The organism is Ensifer sp. SL37, assembly GCF_026672675.1.
GTDB lineage: Bacteria > Pseudomonadota > Alphaproteobacteria > Rhizobiales > Rhizobiaceae > Ensifer > Ensifer adhaerens.
Window position 1 is genome coordinate 891,086 of the sequence record NZ_JAPPRN010000007.1, and the last position, 24,841, is coordinate 915,926.

The 24,841-nt window shown below is 62.8% G+C and carries 14 protein-coding genes; 13 read left to right on the plus strand and 1 reads right to left on the minus strand.

Annotation, left to right across the window (positions count from 1 at the left end):
- The first annotated feature begins 163 nt into the window (after positions 1–163).
- The 3 genes from OVA00_RS36455 (at position 164) to OVA00_RS36465 (ending at position 12,949) form a co-directional block, all read left to right on the plus strand.
- Entirely contained in the window at positions 164–11,284 is an 11,121-nt protein-coding gene (locus OVA00_RS36455; protein ID WP_268090806.1) for a VCBS domain-containing protein, read from the plus strand.
- Positions 11,285–11,355: 71 nt separating this feature from the next.
- Entirely contained in the window at positions 11,356–11,721 is a 366-nt protein-coding gene (locus OVA00_RS36460; RefSeq protein ID WP_060607741.1) for a hypothetical protein, read from the plus strand.
- A gap of 10 nt (positions 11,722–11,731) precedes the next feature.
- Positions 11,732–12,949 carry an ABC transporter substrate-binding protein gene (locus OVA00_RS36465; RefSeq protein ID WP_034798086.1) on the plus strand — a complete coding sequence of 406 codons (1,218 nt, stop codon included), beginning with the start codon at positions 11,732–11,734 and terminating at the stop codon, positions 12,947–12,949.
- Positions 12,950–13,349: 400 nt separating this feature from the next.
- Here OVA00_RS36465 and OVA00_RS36470 read toward each other — a convergent pair whose 3' ends face one another.
- Complete coding sequence (locus OVA00_RS36470; protein WP_268090807.1) at positions 13,350–13,733, minus strand: hypothetical protein; 384 nt, start codon at positions 13,731–13,733, stop codon at positions 13,350–13,352.
- A 204-nt stretch (positions 13,734–13,937) separates the two neighbouring features.
- Here OVA00_RS36470 and OVA00_RS36475 point away from each other — a divergent pair, with 204 nt between their 5' ends.
- Genes OVA00_RS36475 through OVA00_RS36520 form a run of 10 tightly spaced genes read left to right on the plus strand, consistent with a single transcriptional unit; the run spans position 13,938 to position 24,781 of the window.
- Complete coding sequence (locus OVA00_RS36475; protein WP_034798087.1) at positions 13,938–14,987, plus strand: LacI family DNA-binding transcriptional regulator; 1,050 nt, start codon at positions 13,938–13,940, stop codon at positions 14,985–14,987.
- Positions 14,988–15,025: 38 nt separating this feature from the next.
- Positions 15,026–15,955 (plus strand): ABC transporter permease, encoded by a 930-nt coding sequence (locus OVA00_RS36480; protein WP_051659403.1) that lies wholly within the window; start codon positions 15,026–15,028, stop codon positions 15,953–15,955.
- Positions 15,955–16,857: a carbohydrate ABC transporter permease gene (locus tag OVA00_RS36485; RefSeq protein WP_034798191.1), complete on the plus strand. Its 903-nt coding sequence runs from the start codon at positions 15,955–15,957 to the stop codon at positions 16,855–16,857. The genes OVA00_RS36480 and OVA00_RS36485 overlap by 1 nt, the downstream gene beginning before the upstream one ends.
- A gap of 49 nt (positions 16,858–16,906) precedes the next feature.
- Positions 16,907–18,328 carry an extracellular solute-binding protein gene (locus OVA00_RS36490; protein ID WP_268090808.1) on the plus strand — a complete coding sequence of 474 codons (1,422 nt, stop codon included), beginning with the start codon at positions 16,907–16,909 and terminating at the stop codon, positions 18,326–18,328.
- Positions 18,318–19,523, plus strand: a complete 1,206-nt coding sequence (locus tag OVA00_RS36495) for an ADP-ribosylglycohydrolase family protein (RefSeq protein ID WP_034798090.1) — start codon at positions 18,318–18,320, stop codon at positions 19,521–19,523. The genes OVA00_RS36490 and OVA00_RS36495 overlap by 11 nt, the downstream gene beginning before the upstream one ends.
- Positions 19,524–19,539: 16 nt before the next feature.
- A complete protein-coding gene (locus OVA00_RS36500; protein ID WP_060581384.1) occupies positions 19,540–21,639 on the plus strand; it encodes an ADP-ribosylglycohydrolase family protein in 2,100 nt (699 codons plus the stop codon).
- Between the two features lie 30 nt (positions 21,640–21,669).
- Positions 21,670–22,719 carry an ABC transporter ATP-binding protein gene (locus tag OVA00_RS36505; RefSeq protein WP_034798094.1) on the plus strand — a complete coding sequence of 350 codons (1,050 nt, stop codon included), beginning with the start codon at positions 21,670–21,672 and terminating at the stop codon, positions 22,717–22,719.
- Entirely contained in the window at positions 22,716–23,933 is a 1,218-nt protein-coding gene (locus tag OVA00_RS36510) for a CaiB/BaiF CoA transferase family protein (RefSeq protein ID WP_268090810.1), read from the plus strand. Before OVA00_RS36505 ends, OVA00_RS36510 begins: the two co-directional genes overlap by 4 nt.
- On the plus strand, positions 23,930–24,643 hold the full coding sequence (locus OVA00_RS36515) for an HpcH/HpaI aldolase/citrate lyase family protein (RefSeq protein WP_268090811.1): 714 nt from the start codon (positions 23,930–23,932) through the stop codon (positions 24,641–24,643). The genes OVA00_RS36510 and OVA00_RS36515 overlap by 4 nt, the downstream gene beginning before the upstream one ends.
- A 9-nt stretch (positions 24,644–24,652) precedes the next feature.
- On the plus strand, positions 24,653–24,781 hold the full coding sequence (locus OVA00_RS36520) for a hypothetical protein (RefSeq protein WP_268090812.1): 129 nt from the start codon (positions 24,653–24,655) through the stop codon (positions 24,779–24,781).
- The last annotated feature ends 60 nt before the right edge of the window (positions 24,782–24,841 follow it).

Here is a 24,841-nt window from a genome sequence, read left to right on the forward strand (position 1 = left end):
TTGGTTTCCGAACGATGACCAGAAATACTAAATTTGTACTAACGTCACCAATTTTGGGTATTAGCATAATATAGTATGCTGTTTTAGATGAGGCTCTTCAGTGCCGATTGCGCTCTCGCAGGGTTGATGTTTTCGTCGCCCGCAAAGGTCGAGGGGTATTTCCATGGCAACCGAAGGCACCGCAATTTCCAACGACGCCGCAGCTCTGTCGGCAGAGGCAATCGAATTCCGCAACGCGCCCGACGGCAAGGCTGGCCGCCTGGTTGCGCAGGCCGCTCCCGCAGGCGAGCCGGAACTCATCGACCCCGCGACGGGTACCCCTGTGGAGGGCGCCGAAACCGCGTCCCAGACAGCGCCCATTCCGACGCAAGTCAGCGCCGATGCTTCGAACATCGTGCATTTGCCTCAGGGCGCGTCGATCGAAAAGATCAAGGTCGTTGGCAACGATATCGTTTTGGAACAGCCTGACGGTTCCACGATCACCATTCACAACGCGGCATTGAAGGTCCCGACCTTCCTGATCGGTGACGCCGAAATCCCGCGCGAAACCCTCGTGGCGGTGCTCGGAGAAAACGGCATCAACGTCGCGGCCGGCCCGGACGGCAGCATCAGCGTCGTTTCGAACCAGAGCAGCGGCGGCGACTTCGCAGGGGCTAATGGCGATATCGGCGAGGCCGGACCGGTCATCAACTTGCTGGCGCCGACCGCGCTGCAGTTTCCGACGCTTGAGACGACCGAGCTTCTGCCGCCGACCCTCGATCCCAACGACGCACCGTCGATCATTCCCGACGGCAGCAGCGGCCCCGGCGGCATCTTTGTCAGCGACCGGCAGGTCGATGAAGCGGGCCTCGCCAGCGGTTCGCGCGCCGGTGACGGCAGCGCGTCGGTCAAGGGCATCTTCACCATTTCCGATCCGGATGGTGCCGGCGATATCGCCAGCCTGACGATCAACGGCCGGACCTTTCCCATCGGCGGCCTGGTCGGCCAGCCGGTTGCGGGCCAGTTCGGCGTGCTCACCATCACGGCCTACGATCCCGCGACCGGTGTCGCGCAGTATACCTATGAACTGACGAGCGCCATCACCAGTTCGGGCGTCAACCCTGGTGCCAATGTCGAGCAGGACCGGGATATCTTCACCCTTACGGTCACCGACGGTGACGGCGCGACCGGCACGGCCACGCTGCGCGTGGATGTCGTTGACGACATTCCTGTAATCGGCATCACGAATCCCGAGACGGCTCAAGTTGCCGAAGGGCAGACACTTTCCGGCAACTGGACGCTGACGGGAGGTGCCGACGGCGTCGGCACGGTGGACGTGACGGTTGGCGACACCACGCAGACGCTGACGTTGACCGCAGGCCAGAAGGTGGACTTCACGCTCGCCGAGGGTACGCTGACGGTCAATGCGGACAAGACCTGGTCGTTCACGGCAGCAAGCAATCTTAACAATGCCGGCGGTCTCGACGTGACGTTCTCGCTGTCGGCCAGGGACGGCGACAACGATACAACGAGCGACAGCCAGACGATCAAGGTGGTGGACGGCGCAGGTCCGTCGGTTGATCCGCTTGCCGCGTCCGCAGCGCTGACGCTCGATGACCAGAACCTTGCCAATGGCTCGACGCCGGTCGGTGGCGCCGAGACGAGCAGCGGCACGATTGGCTTTGTCGCGGGTTCGGATGCGATCGCGACAATTGCGTTCGGTGACACCAGCGGGCTGACCAGCGTGCTGGTTTGGGACCGTATTTCCGATACGCAGATCGTTGGCCGGGCCGGCGGTGCGACGCTTGTCACGCTCGACCTGGTTCGCGCAGGCGACAGCGCCACGGTAACGGCGACTTTGAACGGCAACTACGCCAGCCATCCCGGCATCAATTCCGACGACCTTGCGAATCTTGGCCAGGTCAAGGTGGTTGCGACCGATATCGACGGCGACAGGGCCGAAGGCACGGTGACGGTCGCGGTCTCTGACGACATGCCGGTCGCTGCCGCCGACACGGACAGCGTGTCCGAAGATGGCGCCGTCTTTGCAGATGGCAACGTGCTGACCGGTTCGGGAGGTGCGGATGAGAACGGCACGGACGGTGTCAAGGATATCGCAGGGGCAGACGGCGTATCGGTGACGTCCGTTTCATTCGGGAGCACAACAGGTCTGGTCGGCGGTTCGACGGCAGGTCAGTTCGGCACGTTGGTGCTGAAATCCGATGGCAGCTATACCTACACGCTCAACAACGCGACGGCCGGTGTGCAAAGTCTCGCCGCGGGCCAGATGGTGACGGATACGTTCACCTACGAGATCACTGACGGAGATGGTGATAGGTCGTCGACGACCGTCACAATCACAATCACCGGCACGAACGATGCCCCGGTCATCACGACGGGCCCGCAGAGCGGCAAGGTCGCGGAGATTGGCGACAATGCCGCTGGCGAGAACACGGTTACGCACACGCAGGGCGGCGCGGTCGGCTTTTCCGACGTCGATACGCTGGATCAGCACAGCGCCAGCTTCACGGCAGGTGGCGACGGCTATCTCGGCACCTTCTCGCTCGGGACGGTCGATCAGGCCGGTGACAAGGTTGGCTGGAATTTCGAGATTGCCGACAGCGTTCTCGACTCGCTTCAGGCCGGCCAGATCCTGACCCAGACCTATGACGTGACCGTCGATGATGGCAACGGGGGGACGGCGACCCAGACCGTGACGATCGTGATCACCGGCACCAACGACGCACCGGTCATCACTTCGGGCGTGCAGAGCGGTTCTGTGACGGAGATCGCCGACAAGGCGACGGGTGAGAACACGGTCACACACACGCAGGGCGGTGCGGTTGGCTTTAGCGATGTCGATACGCTCGACACGCACACCGCCAGCTTCAAGGCGAACGGCAACGGCTATCTCGGCACCTTCGCGCTCGATCCGCTGAACCAGGCAACCGATCAGGTCGGCTGGAGCTTCAAGGTTGCCGGCAGCGTGCTCGACTCGCTGCAGGCTGGCCAAAAGCTGACGCAGACCTATGACGTCACCGTCGACGACGGCAAGGGCGGTACGGCGACGCAGACCGTGACGATCACGATCACCGGCACCAACGATGCTCCGGTGATCACGTCCGGTTGGCAGCTCGGCGGCGTGGTGGAGCGCTTTGACGGCTTTCCGGGCGAGAACACGGTCACGCACACGCAGGACGGCACGATCGGCTTTCGCGACGTCGATACGCTCGACACGCACACGGCGAGCTTCACGGCGGGCGGTAACGGCTATCTCGGTACCTTCTCGCTCGATCCTTTGAACCAGGCAACCGACAAGCTTGGCTGGAACTTCCAGGTTGCCGACAGCGTGCTCGACTCGCTGCAGGCCGGCCAGATCCTGGTGCAGACCTACGACGTCACCGTCGATGACGGCCACGGCGGCACGGCGACGCAGACGGTCACGATCGTGATCGCCGGCACCAACGACGCCCCGGTGATCACCTCGGGTGTGCAGAGCGGTGCGGTGACGGAGATCGCCGACAAGGCGACGGGCGAGAATACGGTGACGCATACGCAGGACGGCGCGGTGACGTTTACCGACGTCGATACGCTCGACACCCACAGCGCCAGCTTCTTGCCGCAGGGCCGTGGTTATCTCGGTACCTTCTCGCTGGATGCGGTCGATCAGGCAGCTGACAGGATCGGCTGGAACTTCAAGGTCGCCGACGGCGTGCTGGACTCGCTGCAGGCCGGCCAGACGCTGACGCAGAAGTACACCGTGTTCGTCAATGACGGCCATGGCGGGATCGTGGCGCAGACCGTTACGATCGCGATCACCGGGACGAACGATGCACCGGTGATCACCTCGGGTGCGCAGAGCGCCACGGTCACGGAGCGCGGCGACGGTGCGGCCGGCGAGAACTCAGTGGTGCACGTCAACGCCGGCAAGGTGGCTTTTGCCGATGTCGACACGCTGGACACCCACAGCGCCAGCTTCAAGGCGAACGGCGAAGGCTATCTCGGCAAGTTCGCGCTCGACCCGGTCAGCCAGTCGGGCAACTCGGTCGGCTGGACCTTCAAGGTTGCTGACGGTGTCATCGACTCGCTGCAGGCCGGCCAGTCGCTGACGCAGACCTATGATGTGACCATCAGTGACGGTCATGGCGGCACGGCGATCCAGACCGTGACGATCGTGATCACCGGCACCAACGACGCACCGGTCATCACCTCGGGCGTGCAGAGCGGTGCGGTCACGGAGATCACCGACAAGGCGACGGGTGAGAACACGGTCACACACACGCAGGGCGGTGCGGTTGGCTTTAGCGATGTCGATACGCTCGACACGCACACCGCCAGCTTCAAGGCGAACGGCAACGGCTATCTCGGCACCTTCGCGCTCGATCCGCTGAACCAGGCAACCGATCAGGTCGGCTGGAGCTTCAAGGTTGCCGACAGCGTGCTCGACTCGCTGCAGGCTGGCCAAAAGCTGACGCAGACCTATGACGTCACCGTCGACGACGGCAAGGGCGGTACGGCGACGCAGACCGTGACGATCACGATCACCGGCACCAACGATGCTCCGGTGATCACGTCCGGTTGGCAGCTCGGCGGCGTGGTGGAGCGCTTTGACGGCTTTCCGGGCGAGAACACGGTCACGCACACGCAGGACGGCACGATCGGCTTTCGCGACGTCGATACGCTCGACACGCACACGGCGAGCTTCACGGCGGGCGGTAACGGCTATCTCGGTACCTTCTCGCTCGATCCTCTGAACCAGGCAACCGACAAGCTTGGCTGGAACTTCCAGGTTGCCGACAGCGTGCTCGACTCGCTGCAGGCCGGCCAGATCCTGGTGCAGACCTACGACGTCACCGTCGATGACGGCCACGGCGGCACGGCGACGCAGACGGTCACGATCGTGATCGCCGGCACCAACGACGCCCCGGTGATCACCTCGGGTGTGCAGAGCGGTGCGGTGACGGAGATCGCCGACAAGGCGACGGGCGAGAATACGGTGACGCACACGCAGGACGGCGCGGTGACGTTTACCGACGTCGATACGCTCGACACCCACAGCGCCAGCTTCTTGCCGCAGGGCCGTGGTTATCTCGGTACCTTCTCGCTGGATGCGGTCGATCAGGCAGCTGACAGGATCGGCTGGAACTTCAAGGTCGCCGACGGCGTGCTGGACTCGCTGCAGGCCGGCCAGACGCTGACGCAGAAGTACACCGTGTTCGTCAATGACGGCCATGGCGGGATCGTGGCGCAGACCGTTACGATCGCGATCACCGGGACGAACGATGCACCGGTGATCACCTCGGGTGCGCAGAGCGCCACGGTCACGGAGCGCGGCGACGGTGCGGCCGGCGAGAACTCAGTGGTGCACGTCAACGCCGGCAAGGTGGCTTTTGCCGATGTCGACACGCTGGACACCCACAGCGCCAGCTTCAAGGCGAACGGCGAAGGCTATCTCGGCAAGTTCGCGCTCGACCCGGTCAGCCAGTCGGGCAACTCGGTCGGCTGGACCTTCAAGGTTGCTGACGGTGTCATCGACTCGCTGCAGGCCGGCCAGTCGCTGACGCAGACCTATGATGTGACCATCAGTGACGGTCATGGCGGCACGGCGATCCAGACCGTGACGATCGTGATCACCGGCACCAACGACGCACCGGTCATCACCTCGGGCGTGCAGAGCGGTGCGGTCACGGAGATCACCGACAAGGCGACGGGTGAGAACACGGTCACACACACGCAGGGCGGTGCGGTTGGCTTTAGCGATGTCGATACGCTCGACACGCACACCGCCAGCTTCAAGGCGAACGGCAACGGCTATCTCGGCACCTTCGCGCTCGATCCGCTGAACCAGGCAACCGATCAGGTCGGCTGGAGCTTCAAGGTTGCCGACAGCGTGCTCGACTCGCTGCAGGCTGGCCAAAAGCTGACGCAGACCTATGACGTCACCGTCGACGACGGCAAGGGCGGTACGGCGACGCAGACCGTGACGATCACGATCACCGGCACCAACGATGCTCCGGTGATCACGTCCGGTTGGCAGCTCGGCGGCGTGGTGGAGCGCTTTGACGGCTTTCCGGGCGAGAACACGGTCACGCACACGCAGGACGGCACGATCGGCTTTCGCGACGTCGATACGCTCGACACGCACACGGCGAGCTTCACGGCGGGCGGTAACGGCTATCTCGGTACCTTCTCGCTCGATCCTTTGAACCAGGCAACCGACAAGCTTGGCTGGAACTTCCAGGTTGCCGACAGCGTGCTCGACTCGCTGCAGGCCGGCCAGATCCTGGTGCAGACCTACGACGTCACCGTCGATGACGGCCACGGCGGCACGGCGACGCAGACGGTCACGATCGTGATCGCCGGCACCAACGACGCCCCGGTGATCACCTCGGGTGTGCAGAGCGGTGCGGTGACGGAGATCGCCGACAAGGCGACGGGCGAGAATACGGTGACGCACACGCAGGACGGCGCGGTGACGTTTACCGACGTCGATACGCTCGACACCCACAGCGCCAGCTTCTTGCCGCAGGGCCGTGGTTATCTCGGTACCTTCTCGCTGGATGCGGTCGATCAGGCAGCTGACAGGATCGGCTGGAACTTCAAGGTCGCCGACGGCGTGCTGGACTCGCTGCAGGCCGGCCAGACGCTGACGCAGAAGTACACCGTGTTCGTCAATGACGGCCATGGCGGGATCGTGGCGCAGACCGTTACGATCGCGATCACCGGGACGAACGATGCACCGGTGATCACCTCGGGTGCGCAGAGCGCCACGGTCACGGAGCGCGGCGACGGTGCGGCCGGCGAGAACTCAGTGGTGCACGTCAACGCCGGCAAGGTGGCTTTTGCCGATGTCGACACGCTGGACACCCACAGCGCCAGCTTCAAGGCGAACGGCGAAGGCTATCTCGGCAAGTTCGCGCTCGACCCGGTCAGCCAGTCGGGCAACTCGGTCGGCTGGACCTTCAAGGTTGCTGACGGTGTCATCGACTCGCTGCAGGCCGGCCAGTCGCTGACGCAGACCTATGATGTGACCATCAGTGACGGTCATGGCGGCACGGCGATCCAGACCGTGACGATCGTGATCACCGGCACCAACGACGCACCGGTCATCACCTCGGGCGTGCAGAGCGGTGCGGTCACGGAGATCACCGACAAGGCGACGGGTGAGAACACGGTCACACACACGCAGGGCGGTGCGGTTGGCTTTAGCGATGTCGATACGCTCGACACGCACACCGCCAGCTTCAAGGCGAACGGCAACGGCTATCTCGGCACCTTCGCGCTCGACCCGCTGAACCAGGCAACCGATCAGGTCGGCTGGACCTTCAAGGTTGCCGACAGCGTGCTCGACTCGCTGCAGGCTGGCCAAAAGCTGACGCAGACCTATGACGTCACCGTCGATGACGGCCACGGCGGCACGGCGACCCAGACGGTGACGATCACGATCACCGGTACCAACGATGCCCCGGTCATCACCTCGGACGCCCAAGGCGGTGTGGTAACGGAGATCGCCGACAAGGCGACGGGCGAGAACACGGCCACGCACACGCAGGGCGGCACGATCGGCTTTTCCGACGTCGATACGCTGGATGAGCACAGCGCTAGCTTCACGGCGAACGGCAACGGCTATCTCGGTACCTTTGCGCTCGATCCGCTGAACCAGGCAACCGACAAGGTCGGCTGGAGCTTCAACGTCGCCGACAGCGTGCTCGACTCGCTGCAGGCTGGTCAGACCCTGACGCAGGCCTATGACGTCACCGTCGATGACGGCAAGGGCGGCACGGCAACCCAGACGGTCACGATCACGATCACCGGTACCAACGATGCGCCCATCATTACCTCGGGTACTCAGAGCGGCTCTGTGACGGAGATCGCCGACAAGGCGACGGGCGAGACCACGGCCACGCACACCCAGGGCGGCACGATCGGCTTTTCCGACGTCGATACGCTGGATGAGCACAACGTTAGCTTCACGGCGAACGGCAACGGCTATCTCGGTACCTTCGCGCTCGATCCCGTCGATCAGGCGGGCGACAAGGTCGGCTGGACCTTCAAGGTTGCTGACGGTGTCATCGACTCGTTGCAGGCCGGCCAGTCGCTGACGCAGACCTATGATGTGACCATCGACGACGGTCATGGCGGCACGGCGACGCAAACTGTGACGATTACGATCACCGGTACCAACGATGCGCCCATCATTACCTCGGGTACCCAGAGCGGTTCTGTGACGGAGATCGCCGACAAGGCGACGGGCGAGAACACGGCCATGCACACACAGGGCGGCACGATCGGCTTTTCCGACGTCGACACGCTGGATACCCACAGCGCCAGTTTCACGGCGAACGGCAACGGCTACCTCGGGACCTTTGCGCTCGATCCGCTGAACCAGACAACCGACAAGGTCGGCTGGAGCTTCAACGTCGCCGACAGCGTGCTCGACTCGCTGCAGGCTGGTCAGACCCTGACGCAGGCCTATGACGTCACCGTCGATGACGGCAAGGGCGGCACGGCAACCCAGACCGTGACGATCACAATCACCGGTACCAACGACGTCCCGATCATCACCTCGGGCACCCAGAGCGGTTCTGTGACGGAGATCGCCGACAAGGCGACGGGCGAGAACACGGCCACGCACACGCACGGCGGCACGATCGGCTTTTCCGACGTCGACACGCTGGATGAGCACGGCGCCAGCTTCACGGCGAACGGCAACGGCTACCTCGGTACCTTTGCACTCGGGACGCTCGATCAGGCCGGCAACGCGGTTGGCTGGAGCTTCAACGTCGTCGACAGCGTGCTCGACTCGCTGCAGTCCGGCCAGAAGCTGACCCAGACCTATGACGTCACCGTCGATGACGGCAAGGGCGGCAAGGCGACCCAGACGGTGACCATCACGATCACCGGCACGAACGATGCTCCGGTAATCACCTCGGTCTCACAAGGCGGTGCGGTGACGGAGATCGCCGACGGAGCGACCGGTGAGAATACGGCCACGCACACGCACGGCGGCACGATCGGCTTTTCCGACGTCGACACGCTGGATACCCACAGCGCCAGTTTCACGGCGCAGGGCGGTGGCTATCTCGGCACTTTCTCGCTCGGCTCGCTGAACCAGTCGACCGACTCGGTTGGCTGGAGCTTCCAGGTGGCCGACAACGTGCTGGATTCGCTGAATGCTGGTGAGACGCTGACGCAGAAGTACGATGTGACGATCGATGACGGCCATGGCGGCACGGCGGTACAGACGGTAACGATCACGATCACTGGCACTGATGATGGCGTGAGCGTCAACGGGCTGTCGTCCAGCGCCGAAGAGACGGTTTACGAGAAAAATCTCTCGGATGGTTCTTCGCCGAATGTGGCTGCACTTACGCAGACCGGCAGCTTCTCCGTGACGACGCCGGACGGACTCGCCGGCCTGAAGATTAATGGTACTTCGGTCGTGACGGGGGGCGCCTACGCCGTAGGAACCACGGTGGACACGGCACTTGGACTTCTGACGATCACCGGCTACACGCCAACGACGGTCAACGGTACGGTGACGGGCGCAACCTTCACCTACAGCTATCTGCTGCAGGACAACAGCTTGGCGCATACTGCGGCTGGAGCCGATAGCGGGGTCTTCGATAACTTCGTCGTCGCCGTGACAGATGAAGATGGTTCGACGAGCAATGCCACGCTCAACATCCGGATCGTCGACGATGTCCCGACCGTCCAATCCATCAGCAGCGCCTACATGGGCAACGGTACCGGTGCGCTGGAAGGTGTCATCAATGCGACGCCAGGCGCCGACGGCATCAAAGTTTACAAGATCGACAGCGTGGGCGGGCTGCCTACTGGCTGGACCACAACGGGAACGGGCACCGGGCAGGTGCTCGTGAAGGACAACTTCGGTACCGACATCTATCGCCTGACAACGAACGCGGACGGGACCTATCAACTGGAACAGTTGAAGGAACGTCCTGGAACGCAGGTAACCATTGATGCGGCGAACGATTTCCCCAATAGCCCAACGAAGACCTACGATTTCGGCTTCGCCAAGTTTACAGCACTTGCATCCTCCTCGGGGCAAGTGACCTTCAATGCCAACACGGCGTCAGGCGGTGGAAACGAGTTCGGGATCGGCAATCCGGCCTTCTCTACTGGGGAGAAGTTCAAGATTGAATTCGATAAGGATGTATCGTCGGTTACCTTGCGTTTCGGGACGGTTAAAGATCCAGGATCGATTGAGTTCACGGTAAGGGATGGCAATTCCACGCCATACACCTTTTCCAAGACTGTCGTCGCGGGGCAGACGAGTGTTACAATTCTTCCGAGCGATGTCGGATTCAAGTTCGATTACATCGAAGTTCTTGGCAAGAACGGCATCAATGTCTCCTTCACGACGGTAGGTTACACCGAAACCGTCGCCGCTTCGGATTTGACGCTGACTTTTGGCGTCACCGGAGAAGACAGGGATGGCGATTTGTCGAATTCCTCGACGCTCACCTTCGTGTCCGACGGATCCACAACCACGGCAAATGAAATCAGCGGCAGTGCGGGGCATGATGTCATCCATGGCGGAGCTGGCGACGACACGCTCAACGGAGGTGACGGCAACGACATCATCTATGCGAGCGCGGGCGACGACGACATTAATGGCGGAGCAGGCGTGGACCTGCTCAACTTTTCAGATGCGACCGGTCCCGTCACGTTTACGCTGGTACAGAGCAGTTGGGAGGATGATGTAGATCTTTCCAGCGTCGGCCTGGGAGAGGAAGACTACAGGAATATAGAAGGTGTCATTGGCTCCGACTTCAATGACAAGCTTTACGGTAGCAGTTATGGCGACATTCTGGCCGGGGGCGAGGGCAACGATACGCTTTCGGGCAATGGCGGAGCCGACAAGCTCTACGGCGATGCCGGCAATGATACGCTGGTTGGCGGTTCCGGCAACGACACGCTGTATGGCGGGACGGGCGTCGACAAGCTGACTGGTGGCTCAGGCGACGACACCTTCGTTCTCGATGCGAAAGACCTGCAACTCGACATCGCCGACGTCATCACCGACTACGACGGCGACGACGACTCTGTCGACTTGTCGGCTTTGCTCGGTAACCTGCCTTCGGGAACGACGCTTGATGGCGACTATCTCCAGGTGGTTCAGGATGGGCAGAACGCCAACCTGCAAGTGGACACCGAAGGTAACGCCGGTAGTGGTGGCTGGCATACGGTTGCCGTGTTGGAGAACTTCAATGTCTCGACGGAAGTGGTGAAGGTGCTGTTCAACGAAAACGGGACGAAAACATCGCAGGACGTGCACTAACGCCGGGTTGATCTCGACAGTTCAGCGGTTCTCGGCAATCATCCGGGAACCGCATATTGAGGGGAACTTTCATGAACAGAAGCATGCTGGCGGGGGTGATGCTCGCACTGATGCCCATATCCAGTTTCGCGGCCGACCTTATCGGCGACTATGCGCCGGCGGCCCGGCAATGCACCGAGATCAGCCAGTCCGCGCTGACGGTCGATCAGGACGTGGCGACGCTGACCAAGGAAGTCGTGGCGCGCATGGACGAGGCGATTGCCGTTGCCGACGATCCGCGCTGGATCGCTTCGACGCGGCCGGCCTTCGTCTGGGCGTCCGAGACCAAGGTCGCCTGCGGCAAGGCCTATGGTTACCTGCAATCGAGCTGGCGTGACGAGGACTACATTGCCAAGTGCGATTGCTTCTACGCCAAAATGCGGCACTTCATGAATTGAGACAGCCGGTATGATCGACATGCCCCACGTTGTGGTTTCCCCGGCACGGCGCGTGTCGTCGTGCCGACAATGGCTGGCACTCGGCGTGCTCGCGCTTGGCGTTCTCGCCGGTTGTCAGGGCGCTCCCACCGCCCCTGAGGTGCTCGACGTCGAATCGCCGCAGGCAAGGCATGCCCGGCGCGCATCCGAGCATGCGGTGAAGTCGCAGGAGGCCTTCGGAACCGGCGCAACGCGTGTCGGGCTTATCACTGCACTGATGGCGCCGTCGGGCGAAACGGTGCGCGAACGCGACATCCGCGACGGGGCGTCGCTCGCCGTGGACGAGGTGGGTGGTGGCCAGCTTTCGCTTTTGGTCGAAAATACCGACGGTTCGCCGCAGCAAGTCCAGGACGCCGCCAAGCGTCTCGCGGGCCAGAACGCGGCGTTGATTGCGCTGTCGGTTGCGGACGTGCCTGTCAGCACCGTCCGCCAGGGACTTGGCTCTGCCCGCGCGCCACTTCTCGCGTTGCGCGGCAACGGCGCCGAGCGGCCGGCCGGCACCTTCGCCTTCGTTTCTGACCGCATCGATAGCGCTGTCGAGGGCGCTTCCTATGCTTTTGCCTCCGGCCGCAAGCGGCTGATCGTGCTTTTGCCCAGCGATGTCTCTGCCGCCGAACGGCAAAGGCTGGATCGCGGTCTTGCGGGCTATGGCATCAAGCCGGCGCTTGTCGCCGTGACCGGCATCACGACATTTTCCGGTGACGCGGCCGCCAAGGCAAAGCTAAAGGATATTGATGCGGTTCTCCTCATCGGATCGGAAGGGGGGGAGGTCGGTTCTCTGTCGCAACTCAAGGCCAACGGCTATCTGAAACCGAATGCAATGGTCGTCGGAACTTCCGGTTGGACGAATGCCGCCTACAAGCGACCCGAATTTTCCGGAAGCCACCTCTGTCTCTTCGGCCCGGAAAACGGCTCGCGGATGACGTCGCGCTTCCTCGATCGCTACGAGCGTGCGGCAAGTGCGGACGCGGCTTATGGGTTCGACGTCATCGCCCTTGCGGCTGGTCTCGTGCGGTCCCAGGGGGAAGGCGCCATCAATCAGGAAAGCATCCGCGCGCCAAACGGTTTCGTCGGTGCGGCGGCCACCTTCCGGTTCACAAAGGACGGCTCGGTAGAGCGAACCTGCGCCATCTACCAGGTGACCGCCGGCAGCGTGAAGCTTCTGGATCCCGCGCCCCGCTCGTTCTGACCGAAGCGTTGTTGACCAAAAACCGATGCGGCGAGCGATCGCGCTGCATTCGGTGTGGAGCGGGCGAGGCCACGGCAGCTAAGCTCACGTTATCCGCAAGCTCGCGCCGTGATGCCGGAGGCCAAGGCGGGAGGCGACACGCTTCCACGACCCGTTTTCTCGATCGGTACTGTAAAACAAGGTGCGAGAGCGAAGCGTCGGCAGCCGCGACCAACCAGCAGTCGCAGCAGCGCCGAAACCGCGTCCTCGAAACGCCTTGGCGGTCACAAGCCCGAGTTCGGCGCCGGAATCGGTGAGCCGCGCCGCACATGCCAGGGAGGCGACTTCACCGTCGACAATGGCAGCGCACCAGGGCGACCAGAAGTCGGCAACGCCGTGGAAACCAAGATCGAACCAGGCCTCAGGAATCCCATCCGTCGCCTTCTTCGGAGTCGTTGCCAACGAGCCGCGCATCGCCTTGGTGAGGAGTGTCGTGCTGCAACTCAAAGACAAGGCCGCAATCGTATTCGGCAGGCCCATCATCACCAAGCAGCGACAGATAGCACTCAAGGTTCACAGGCGTGCTGGGATGAACGAAGGGCGGTTCGGTTGCGGCAAGTCCTTCCAGCTCCGCGACCAGACCGCCCGGCAGGTCCGCGCGTGCTTCGCACAGGTTTCCCTCCGCGCATCCGGCGAGCCAGAAGCGCGGGCCCGGTGCCTGATCCGGATCGGCGCGTGTTCGAAACAATGTGTGGAAGTCTATTTTCAGCCAATGGCTTGCTGGTATCATGAGGCGATCGCTCAATAATATCCCCGCATCCGTCGAGTACGTTCCTGGCGTGAGGGGGCAAGATGCCCACGGCGAGATCGGTCGCGCGCAATCGGCGACAAGGAGCCTTGCGTTAAGGCGGGATTTTCATGTCTTGCCAATGCGTGAACTCTCATGGTAACGTTCCCACGAGCTTGAGGCCTGTCACCTTTGATGATGGCTTCCGGCCCGGGAGGAAACATGAAGAACGGACCCCGGCAACGGGCCACCATTATCGACGTCGCGGAGCGGGCAGGGGTCTCGAAGAGCACGGTTGCACGTGTTCTGGCGGGTTCTGCCAGCATTTCCGACGAAGCCCGCGACCGCGTGCTGAAGGCCGTTGCAGCCACCGGCTACGAGCGCAATCATCTGGCCGTCGGCATGCGTTCGGGGCGCAGCGGCATGCTCGGCCTGGTCATTCCCGATATCACCAACCCCTTCTGGGCCGAAGTCGCCCGCGGCGCCCAGGATCGCGCCGCCAAGGACGACATTTCGCTTCTCGTCTTCTCGTCGGACTGGGATGCCGGCACGGAGGCGACGCATCTTCGCGCCCTGCGGCGCGCCCGTGTCGATGGCGCGATCATCAATCCGGTCGCCGACAATTTCGATGATCTCGATCGCTTCGGCTTACCCTTCGTTTTCATCGGATCGAGCGCCGAGCGTTTTCCGGATACCTTGAGCGTCGGATCGGATATCGCCCAGGCTGTCCGTCTCGGCATGGATATCCTCGTTGAGCGCGGACACCCGGCGCCGGCCCTGATGCTCGGCCCGCGGTCGCGTCTTGCGCGCGCCCGGTTCCTGCGCGCCGTGCACGAGCATTGCATCGCGCGCGACATCGACCCCGACATCTTGCTGGTGGAGGAATCCGACTACACGGTCGAGGGTGGCCGAAAGGCCATGGGGCGTTTGCTCGCCGGGCCGTGGAGAGGCAGTCGCGCCGTCTTCGTCGCCAACGACCTGATGGCACTCGGTGCCATGATCGCCGTGCGCGAGGCGGGGCTCCGGTGCCCGGAGGATATTTCCATTCTTGGCTTCGACGGCATTCCGGCGGGTGCTTTCTCCTGGCCCGGTCTGACGACGATCGAAAAACCTGGCCGGCAGATCGGCATTCGCGCGGTCGAATGCCTGCTCGATCAGATTGCCGGCCGCCCGGAGCACGGCCGGATATTTCTGCCGTGCCGACTGGTCGAGCGCGGTTCGCTTGCCGATGTCTCGGCCTCGGTAGCTGTGCGCACGGCGGCAGGGAGGTAACAATGAGCGTAAGCAACGATCTTGTAGCGGATGCAGCCATGCCTAGAAGTGGGAACGTTCCCAACGTCCATCGGCGAAGCGTCACGAAAAACGTGCGGCAATGGTGGCCCTACTACCTGATGATGGCGCCTGGGCTGATCTTCTTCGTGATCTTTCACTATTTTCCGATCTGGGAAGCCAAGATCGCCTTCGAGCAGTTGCGCATCATCCCGCCGAACATCTGGGTCGGGATCAAGCATTTCCAGACGCTCTTCTCCTCGCCGATCTTCTGGCAGGTGCTGATAAACACGCTGATCATCTCGACAATGAAGATCGTCTTCGTCTTCCCGGTCCCGATTATCGTTGCGCTGCTGCTCAACGAGATCCGGGGCGGCGCTTTCCGCAAGTTCATCCAGTCGGCGATCTACCTGCCGCATTTCCTTTCCTGGGTGGTCATCGCCGGCGTGTTCATCGCGGTGCTTTCGCCGAGCGACGGCGCGGTCAACGACATCATCGGTTTCTTCGGATTGCAGCCGGTCTCCTTCATGACCGACACGGGCTCGATCCGCTGGGTGCTGGTCTTCTCCGAGATCTGGCGATCGGCCGGCTGGGACAGCCTGCTTTACCTTGCCGCCATCATCGCCATCGACCAGGAACTCTATGATGCGGCCGAGATCGACGGAGCCAATCGCTGGCAGAAGATCCGCTACGTCACCATTCCCGGCATCGTGCCGACGATCGCGACGCTGTTCATCCTCAACGCCGGCATGTTCCTGAACGCCGACCTCAACCAGGTGATCAACTTCTCCAACGACGTGGTGCGCAGCAAGATCGATATCATCGACACCTATGTCTACCGCATCGGCCTGCAGACCGGCGAGTATTCGCTGGCAACGGCCGCCGGCCTCTTCAAGGCGGTTCTCGGCATGCTGATGATCGTCGCCGCCCACCTTCTTTCCAAACGTCTTACCGGCAAGGGGGTATGGTGATGGCCGCCCACAACGTTCGCAGAACGCCGCTCGAGCGGCTCGAATATGCGATCATCGTCTCGACGCTGATGTTCCTCGTCGTACTGACGGTCCAGCCGCTGCTCAACCTGCTCGCCATCTCCTTTTCGGATCCGGGCAAGGTTGCCGGCATGAGCGGCCTGACGGTGGTCCCCAACGGGTTTTCGACCGACGTCTGGAGCCTCCTGGTCAACAACCCGGCCGTCCAGCGCGGCCTCCTGAACTCGATCTTCATCACGCTGGTCAGCACCGTCCTTGGTGTCGTGCTGACGGCGCTGATGGCCTGGGCACTTTCCCGCCCGGGTTTGCCGGGGCGGCGCGCGATTTTCGTCTTCGTGCTGGTGACGATCGTCTTTGAGCCCGGCATCATTCCCGATTATTTCATCAACAAGCGCCTCGGCCTTCTCGACAGCTACTGGTCTCTGATCCTCTTCAAGGTTGTGAACGCCTGGTATCTGATCATTCTCGTCCGCTTCTTCGAGGAAGTGCCGAAGGAACTGATCGAGGCCTCGGAGCTCGACGGCGCCAACCCTTTCCAGATCTTCTGGTACGTGGCGCTACCACTCGCCAAGTCGGCGCTTGCGACCATCGCTCTCTTCTACTTCGTCTTCCACTGGAACGAGTTCTTCCGGGCGATGATCTATCTCAACGACCAGTCAAAATGGCCGCTGCAGGTCGTGCTGCGCCAGTTCGTGGTCGAGGGCGACAAGCTCGCCATGGTCGGGGTCGTCGACAGCAACAACTACACCGGTGCGAGCCAGATCAACATTCGCGCGCTGAAGGCAGGCATGATCCTGCTTACGATCGCGCCGATCCTCGCAATCTACCCACTCATTCTGAAGTTCTTCACCAAGGGCACCATGAGCGGTGCGCTGAAGGGCTGACGATGCAGAACCGAACCATAAAAGCCATAGCATATTGGGAGGAACAAACATGCTTGGAAAACTGATCCTTGGCGCAACCACCGCCATGGCATTGATGGCGAGCGTCGCCATGCCCGCCTTCGCCGATCCGGTGACGATCCGCGTCGTCTCGAAGGATCTCACGACGAGCAATCCTGACGACGTGAAGCTGATGAAGGCCTATGAGGAGGCGCTGAAGGCCAAGGGCACCGACATCCATATCCAGGTCGTCGACCTGCCGTCCTCTGGCTATGCCGACAAGCTCAGCGCCATGCTTCTGTCCGGTGATATCCCCGATCTCATCTATTTCCAGGGCGGCGACGCCAAGATGGCCGAACAGGGCGTGCTGGAGGACTGGAACACCTGGCTGCCGAAGACGACCTATCTCAAGGACGCGCTCTTCCCGCACAATGTCGAGCGGCTGAAGAACTATCCCTACCTGCTCTATGTCTACCCGCCGCGCATACCGCAGCCGGTGATCCGCGCGGATTGGCTCGAGAAAGCGGGCGTCGAAGCACCGAAGACTACGGACGACTACGTCACCCTCTTCAAGGCGATCAAGGACGGCGATTTCGACGGCAACGGCAAGGCCGACAGCTACGGCGTTACCACCGCCGACAACACTCAAGAGCTCGACGCCGTCTTCAATCAGGCATTTGGCGTCACCGGAACCTGGCTGAAGAACGATGCTGGCGAGTGGATCCATGCCCGCGTTTCGGCCGCGGAAAAGGCAAAGATCGCTTTCTACGCATCGCTCCGCGAGCAGGGTCTCTATGATCCGGAATTCATCACCACCAAGTGGGACGTGAAGGAAGACAAGTTCTATTCCGGCCGTGCCGGGGTGATCTTCGGTTCCTCCGCAGAGGTCATCGACATCTATGGCGGTAAGATGCGCCAGGCCCATCCCGGCGTGACCCTCAGCCTGCTTTCGCCGCCGAAGGGTCCGGGCGGCCAGGGCCTGATGGCGCTGGACGTCTCCAAGGAAGCGCGCGGTCTCGCGATCGCAACGACCTCGGAGCACAAGGAGGAGGTGGTCAAGTTGCTCGACTTCATCGCCAGCCCCGAGGGCCAGGCGATTGAACGGCTCGGCTTTGAGGGCGAGCAGTACACCAAGGACGGCGAAACCATCAAGCCGACCGACAAGCTCGCTACCTGGTATGCCCGCTTCCTCGTTGCCGCCAACTGGCAGCCGCCGGTTCAGTGGCTGAGCGCTGCCGCGCAGCAATCGCTGAAGACGATCTCCGCCGACTTCAAGCCGGACAACGCCTTCGTCTGGCCTGCGGAATACGCCACCGACATCGACGCCACGGAGAACGTCTACCGGGCCTGGGTTTACAAGTTCGTCTCCGGCGAAGCCAAGCTGGACCAGTGGGACCAGTTCGTTTCCGAGTGGAACGCTGCCGGCGGCGAGAAAATGACCGAATATGCAAGGACGGTTCTCAATGACAAATGATGCTCAAGGGCTCTCCCTTAAGGGACGGGTTCGGGCGCTTCTCTTTGGCGTCGCCTACGGCGACGCCATCGGGGCGCCCGTCGAAAAGCTCTCCGCTGCGGAAATCCGCCAGCGCTATGGCCGGGTGACATCGCTCGACACAGAGTGGCACCGCATGAAGCAGAGTGAGGCGGCCCGCAACGGCCGTGTCCGCGGCAGCGGCATCGTCACCGACGACACGCTGATGACGCTCTGCGTGATGTCGATCTACGACGACGTGAAGCGCCATCTCGATGCCTGGGATATGGCCTCGGGCATGGTGCGGGAAATTGCCTGGACGCCGCGCTGGGTGCCGGAGCTGCAGCGCGAGACGATGCTGATCGAGCGGCTGTTCTATCCTGAGAAGTGGATCTTCCAGCGCCATCAACTTTCCGGCTGCGACCCGCGCCAGGGCGGCGTCGGCAACATGGTGAACTGTGGCGCGGCGATGTACATCGCGCCGATCGGCGTCGCCAACGCCTGTGATCCGAAGGCAGCCTATGATGAGGCCATCGCCTTTGCCTCCGGCCACCAGCAGAGCTTCGGCCTGGAAGCTGCCGGCGTACTCGCCGCCGCGGTCGCCGCCGCTTTCGTGCCGGGCACCACCCTCGACACCGTCATCAAAGAAACGCTGGCCGTTGCCAAGGACGGAACGCGTGATGCGATCGCCGATATCGTCGAGGCTGCTGGCTCATTGAAGGGCGCGGATCATGCGACAGTCGTCGCCGAATTCCACCGCATCATCGCGCGCTATTCTCCAATGGGCGACGACGTGCAGCACACGCCGCAGAAGGCCGGCATTGCGACCGACGCCTACCAGCCATCGCGTCTGCACGCGATCGAGGAACTGCCGCTGGCGCTCGGCTTTGCGGTCGTCAATGACGGTGATTTCTACAAGTCGATCATCGACGGCATCAACTCCGGCCGCGATACGGACTCGATCGGCGTCATGGCCGGCGCAATCCTCGGCGCCATGCAGGGCGAGAGCATCATCGACCGGGCGATGCTCTCCCAGCTCGACCGTGTCAACAAGCTCGATCTCTACCGATCGGCCGATGCGTTTACCGCAACCGTGACCGCAATCCGGGCGGCCGACCACAAACGCGAAATGGCGCGGGCCACGGCGCGCGCAGGCCTCTTTGCCGCTCCCGAGCTCACCCAGGTTTCCAGTCTCTAGAATTCGAAAGTATCCGATGCTCAGCACCACAGAAATCTTCGAGCGTATCTATTCCGGTTTTATCGGCAAGGCGATCGGCGTGCGCTTGGGCGCACCCGTCGAGCCGACGATCTGGAGCTATGAACGCATCCGGGACACCTATGGCGAGGTGACGGAATATCTGCGCGATTTCAAGAATTTCGCTGCCGATGACGACACCAACGGTCCGGTCTATTTCATCCGGGCGCTGCGCGACTACGGTCTCGGCGCCACCGCCGAAGAGGTCGGCAAGACCTGGCTGAACTATGCGGCCGAGGAACACGGCATGTATTGGTGGGGCGGCTTCGGCAATTCGACCGAGCATACCGCCTACCAGAACCTGCGCGCTGGCATTCCGGCGCCGCAATCCGGCTCGATCGCCCAGAACGGCACGACGGTTGCCGAGCAGATCGGCGGGCAGATTTTCATCGACAGCTGGGGCTGGGTGCATCCGGCCGACCCGAAGAAGGCAGCCGAAGCCTCAGCCCGTGCGGCAAGTGTCGCCCATGACGGCGAGGGCCTGCATGGCGCCCGCTTCTGCGCCGCGGCCATCGCCCAGGCTTTTGTTGCCAAGAACATCGAGGACGTGATCGAGACGGGTCTCGCGACAATCCCGGCCGACTCCCTCTATGCCAAGGTTTCGCGCGCGGTACTCCGCTTCCACGACAGCAACCGGAACGACTGGCGTGCCTGCCGCGACATGTTGACGGCGGATTGGGGCTATGACCGCTATCCCGGCGTCTGCCACATCATTCCGAATGCCGGCGTCTTGATCATGAGCCTGATCTACGGTCAGGGCGATCTGCCGCGCACCGTCGAGATCGCCACCATGGCCGGCTGGGACACGGACTGCAACGCCGGCAATGCCGGTGCGATCGTCGGCACGCTGCAAAAGGTGCAGCCGGGCTGGGACAAGTACCGCAAGCCGATCAACGATTTCGTCGTCGCTTCCGGCGTAACCGGTACGGTCAACGTCGTCGACATCCCCTCCTTTGCCCGTGAACTGACGGTGCTGGCGCTCCGCCTGCAGGGACGGGAGGCTCCGGCGCTCTGGGTCGAGGATTTCGAGCGCCGCGGCGTTCGCTTCGATTTCGACGCACCCGGCGCCACCCATGGCTTCCGCACCGAGCCGTTCAACCAGATCGCCGTCAAGGCATCGGCGGAGCGTCATACGGATAACGCCAAGGGATCGCTGGAAATCCTGCTCGACCGTCTCGAGCGCGGGCATGGTGGACGCATTTTCTGGAAGCCCTTCTATCGCCGCTCCGACTTCGACGACGAGCGCTACCGCCCGATGTTCACGCCGCTTGCCGATGACGGCCAAAGGGTGTCGTTCAAGCTCTGGCTCGACCCTTGGAACGGTGACGGCAACCTGCGTGTGGCGCCCTATGTTCGCCGCGCCATGACAGGCGCCATCCAGGAAACAGGCGCCTGGCACGTGCCGTCTGCGAGCGGCTGGCAGGACTACGCGTTCACCATCCCCGACGGCAACGGCGAGGCGGTCGACGAGATCGGCATCCTGGTCGAATATTTCGGGCGCCTGAAATTCCTCGGCCGGCTGTTCCTCGCGGACTTTTCCGTATCCGGCAAGGGTCGCGCCGTCATCGACCCGTCGAAGGAAGCGCATGAATGGGGCGGCATCACCCGCTTCACCTGGAACCGCGGCCATTGGAGCCTGCAGCAAGGCCGCATCCATGCCCATACCGCAACCGACGCGGACGCCTGGACGGGCAATGCCTATCTCCGCGACGTCAGTGTCAAGGCCGAGCTTCAGCCGCACTCGGGTGCCTCGCACCTGGTGGTGGCCCGGGCTCAGGGTACGAGCCGCTTTTATGCCGCCGGTTTCGAGAACGGCGAAGCCGTGATCCTTCTTGAAGACCACGGCACGAAGATCCTCGCGCGCGGCCCGTTCCGTACCGAATACGGCCGGAGCTACGCGGTCGATCTCACTGTCGAAGGTGGCAAGCTGACGCTTTCCGTCGATGGCGAGCGGCTGCTTCAGGCAGACGATGGGACGCTGCGCTACGGCATGGCTGGCCTTCGCATGGCGTCTGCCGGGCGCATGTCGATCGGCCGGCTTGAGGTCGCCGAGCGCTAACTGCGCGAGGCGGAAAGAAAGGGAGGAAACATGTCCGAGATAGAGCTTAGAAGCGTCGGCAAGAGCTATGGCAGTGTCGCCGTGCTCAACGACATCTCGCTGGAAATGGGCGACGGCGAATTCGTCGTGCTCGTCGGCCCTTCGGGCTGCGGCAAGTCTACGCTGTTGCGCATGATCGCCGGGCTGGAGGATATTTCAGCTGGCGAGATCACCATCGGTGGCAAGGTCGTCAACGACATGCCGGCCAAGGAGCGCGACATCGCCATGGTCTTCCAGTCCTATGCGCTCTATCCGCACATGAAGGTCGCGGAAAACATGAGCTTCGCCTTGAAGCTCGCCGGTGCGCCGAAGGCGGAGATCGAAAAGCGCGTTACCCAGGCGGCCGAAATCCTCGGCCTCGAAAAGCTGCTCGACCGCCTGCCGCGGGAACTTTCCGGCGGCCAGCGCCAGCGTGTCGCCATGGGTCGCGCCATCGTGCGCGACCCGCGTGCCTTCCTCTTCGACGAACCTCTGTCGAACCTCGATGCCAAGCTGCGCGTGAAGATGCGCAGCGAAATCAAGAAGCTGCATCAACGGCTTCGCCGCACGATGGTCTATGTCACCCACGACCAGACCGAGGCCATGACCATGGCCGACAAGATTGTGGTGATGAACGGCGGAAAGATCGAGCAGGCGGGCGCACCGCTCGATCTTTACAACGATCCTGCCAATCTCTTCGTCGCCGGCTTCATTGGCTCGCCGGAGATCAACCTGATCGAGGCGGTCACAGAGGGAGCGACGGCCTTGACCCGGGGCGGCGTATCCCTGCCGCTCGGGCGACAGGTGCAGGCTGGCAAGCGGGTCGTCTGCGGCATCCGCCCGCAGCACATCACGCTCGGAACAACGGGCGTGCCGGGGCGCATCAGCCTCGTCGAGCCGACCGGCGAGGACCAGGAAATCGTCGTCGACATGGGCGGCCAGGATATCTCGGTCGTCGTCCACGGCGGCAAGCTACTTTCGGCCGGGCAGGATGTGACGCTGACGATCGATGCCGACAAGGTTCTGCTCTTCGACAAGGATACCGGGGAGCGCCTTCGATGAGTGGATTTGCGAAGCGACAGTTCGATCCCGACGCCAAGGGACCGCTGGTCGGCACGAGGGTTCTGGATCTTTCCCGGCTCGTTGCCGGCAACATGTTGTCGCTGCAGCTGGCCGATGCCGGCGCCGATGTCATCAAGATCGAGCCGCCGGCGGGCGATCCGCTCAGAGACTGGAAGGATGATGGCCACTCGCTCTATTGGAAGACCTATAGCCGCAACAAGCGCTCCGTCGTTCTGAACCTCAGGCAAGAGGCGGCGATGACGGCGCTCTGGGCACTGATCGCTACGGCCGATGTCTTCATCGAGAATTTCCGGCCGGGAACGCTGGAGCGCATGGGGCTTTCGCCGGAAACGCTGCACGCCCGCAATCCCAACCTGATCATCGTGCGCATTTCCGGTTTCGGCCAGACGGGGCCTTACGCGCAGTTCCCGGGCTTTGGCACCATCATCGAAGGCATGAGCGGTTTTGCCTACAGAACCGGCTTTCCCGATCGCGAGCCCGTGCTGCCGCCGCTGGCGCTTGCCGACATGATCGCCGGTGTCTATGGCAGCTCGGCCACCGTGACAGCGTTGCTTGCGCGCGATCGCGGCTACGCAAAAGGACAGGTCATCGACCTGTCGCTGCTGGAACCGATGTTCTCGGTGCTCGGGCCAGAAGCGGCGATCTATCAGACGACCGGCAAGATCAAGGAGCGCGTGGGCAGCGCCTCCAATACGGCCGCCCCGCGCAATGTCTACCGCTGCCGCGACGGAAAGTACGTGGCGCTGTCGGGATCGACGCCGCAGGTCGCACGGAGGATCTTCGAGATCATCGGCCGTGCCGACATGAACCAGGACCCGCGCTTTGCCACCAATTCTGAACGCGTCAAAAATCGCGATCTGGTCGACGAGGCCGTTGGCGGCTGGTTTGCCCGGCACGACCATGACGAGGCGCTGAAGATCATGCGTGACGCCGGCGCGACGGTCGGGCCGATCTACAACATCGCAGATGCCGCGTCGGACCCGCATTTCGCCGAGCGCGAAATCATCGTCGATGTGGAGGATGAAGAGTTCGGCAGCCTGCCGATGCACAACATCGTGCCGCGGCTTTCCCAGACGCCGGGCGTCTGGCGGCGGCCGGCACCAGCGCTTGGGGAACACACGGCGGAAGTTCTGGCCGAAGCGGGACTGGATCGCGGCGCGATCGAGACGATACTCCAGGGTAGCGCCGCATGAGGCTTCGCTCCCTACTCTACGTCCCGGCCTCGTCCGCAAAATTCATCGCCAAGGCGCACGAACGCGGAGCGGATGCGATCATCCTCGACCTGGAAGATTCAGTCGCCTCGGATCAGAAACAGGCCGCAAGGGATGGGTTGAAGGACGCCGTGGCGCAGGTGGCACGCGGTGGTGCGACCGTCTTTGTGCGCATCAATTCGGCGCCGGATCTGCGGATGGCGGATGCAGAGGCCGCCTGCCGCGCCGGCGCGTTCGGTCTCTATGTCGCGAAAACCCGGTCGCCGCAGGAGCTAGAGGATATTGCAGCGCATCTCGCACCAGTTGAGCGGCAGATCGGCAGGCCGCCGGTCGCCTTCGTGCCACTCCTCGAAGATGCCGGGGCAGTTCTCGATGCGCGCGCGATTGCCCGCGTCAGCCGCGTGGTCGGCCTTGCCGCTGGCGGAGAAGACATCGCGACCAGCATGGGCGCAGAACCGCTGCCAGACGTATTGCGACTTCCGAAACTGATGGTCCACCTTGCCGCCAAGGCGGAAGGCAAGCTGTCCTTCGGCATGCTTTTGACGGTTGCGGACTATAGGCGACTGGATGCCTTGAAGGCAGCCGCTCGTGAGGCGAAGGCCCACGGGTTCGATGGTGCGAGCTGTGTCCACCCGTCCGTGGTCCCGGTGCTGAATGCGTCTTACTCCCCGAGCCCAGAACGGATCGCCTAGGCAAAGTCCGTGATCGACGCAGCGAAGACGGCGCAGGCAGACGGCCGTGGCGCCTTCGTGCTGAACGGCACCATGGTGGATGCGCCGATCATCGAGCGCGCGCATGATGTTCTCGAACAGGCAGGCGACCTCGGCTGACGCTCAGCGCAGCTTGGCGGAAGAGTCCTCACGATCGCGAGGCGCGCCGGTGCGCGCCAG

Coding starts and splice junctions, on each gene's coding strand:
- OVA00_RS36455 (WP_268090806.1), top strand. CDS start 164: ATGGCAACCGAAGGCACCGCAATTTCCAACGACGCCGCAGCTCTGTCG.
- OVA00_RS36460 (WP_060607741.1), top strand. CDS start 11,356: ATGAACAGAAGCATGCTGGCGGGGGTGATGCTCGCACTGATGCCCATA.
- OVA00_RS36465 (WP_034798086.1), top strand. CDS start 11,732: ATGATCGACATGCCCCACGTTGTGGTTTCCCCGGCACGGCGCGTGTCG.
- OVA00_RS36475 (WP_034798087.1), top strand. CDS start 13,938: ATGAAGAACGGACCCCGGCAACGGGCCACCATTATCGACGTCGCGGAG.
- OVA00_RS36480 (WP_051659403.1), top strand. CDS start 15,026: ATGCCTAGAAGTGGGAACGTTCCCAACGTCCATCGGCGAAGCGTCACG.
- OVA00_RS36485 (WP_034798191.1), top strand. CDS start 15,955: ATGGCCGCCCACAACGTTCGCAGAACGCCGCTCGAGCGGCTCGAATAT.
- OVA00_RS36490 (WP_268090808.1), top strand. CDS start 16,907: ATGCTTGGAAAACTGATCCTTGGCGCAACCACCGCCATGGCATTGATG.
- OVA00_RS36495 (WP_034798090.1), top strand. CDS start 18,318: ATGACAAATGATGCTCAAGGGCTCTCCCTTAAGGGACGGGTTCGGGCG.
- OVA00_RS36500 (WP_060581384.1), top strand. CDS start 19,540: ATGCTCAGCACCACAGAAATCTTCGAGCGTATCTATTCCGGTTTTATC.
- OVA00_RS36505 (WP_034798094.1), top strand. CDS start 21,670: ATGTCCGAGATAGAGCTTAGAAGCGTCGGCAAGAGCTATGGCAGTGTC.
- OVA00_RS36510 (WP_268090810.1), top strand. CDS start 22,716: ATGAGTGGATTTGCGAAGCGACAGTTCGATCCCGACGCCAAGGGACCG.
- OVA00_RS36515 (WP_268090811.1), top strand. CDS start 23,930: ATGAGGCTTCGCTCCCTACTCTACGTCCCGGCCTCGTCCGCAAAATTC.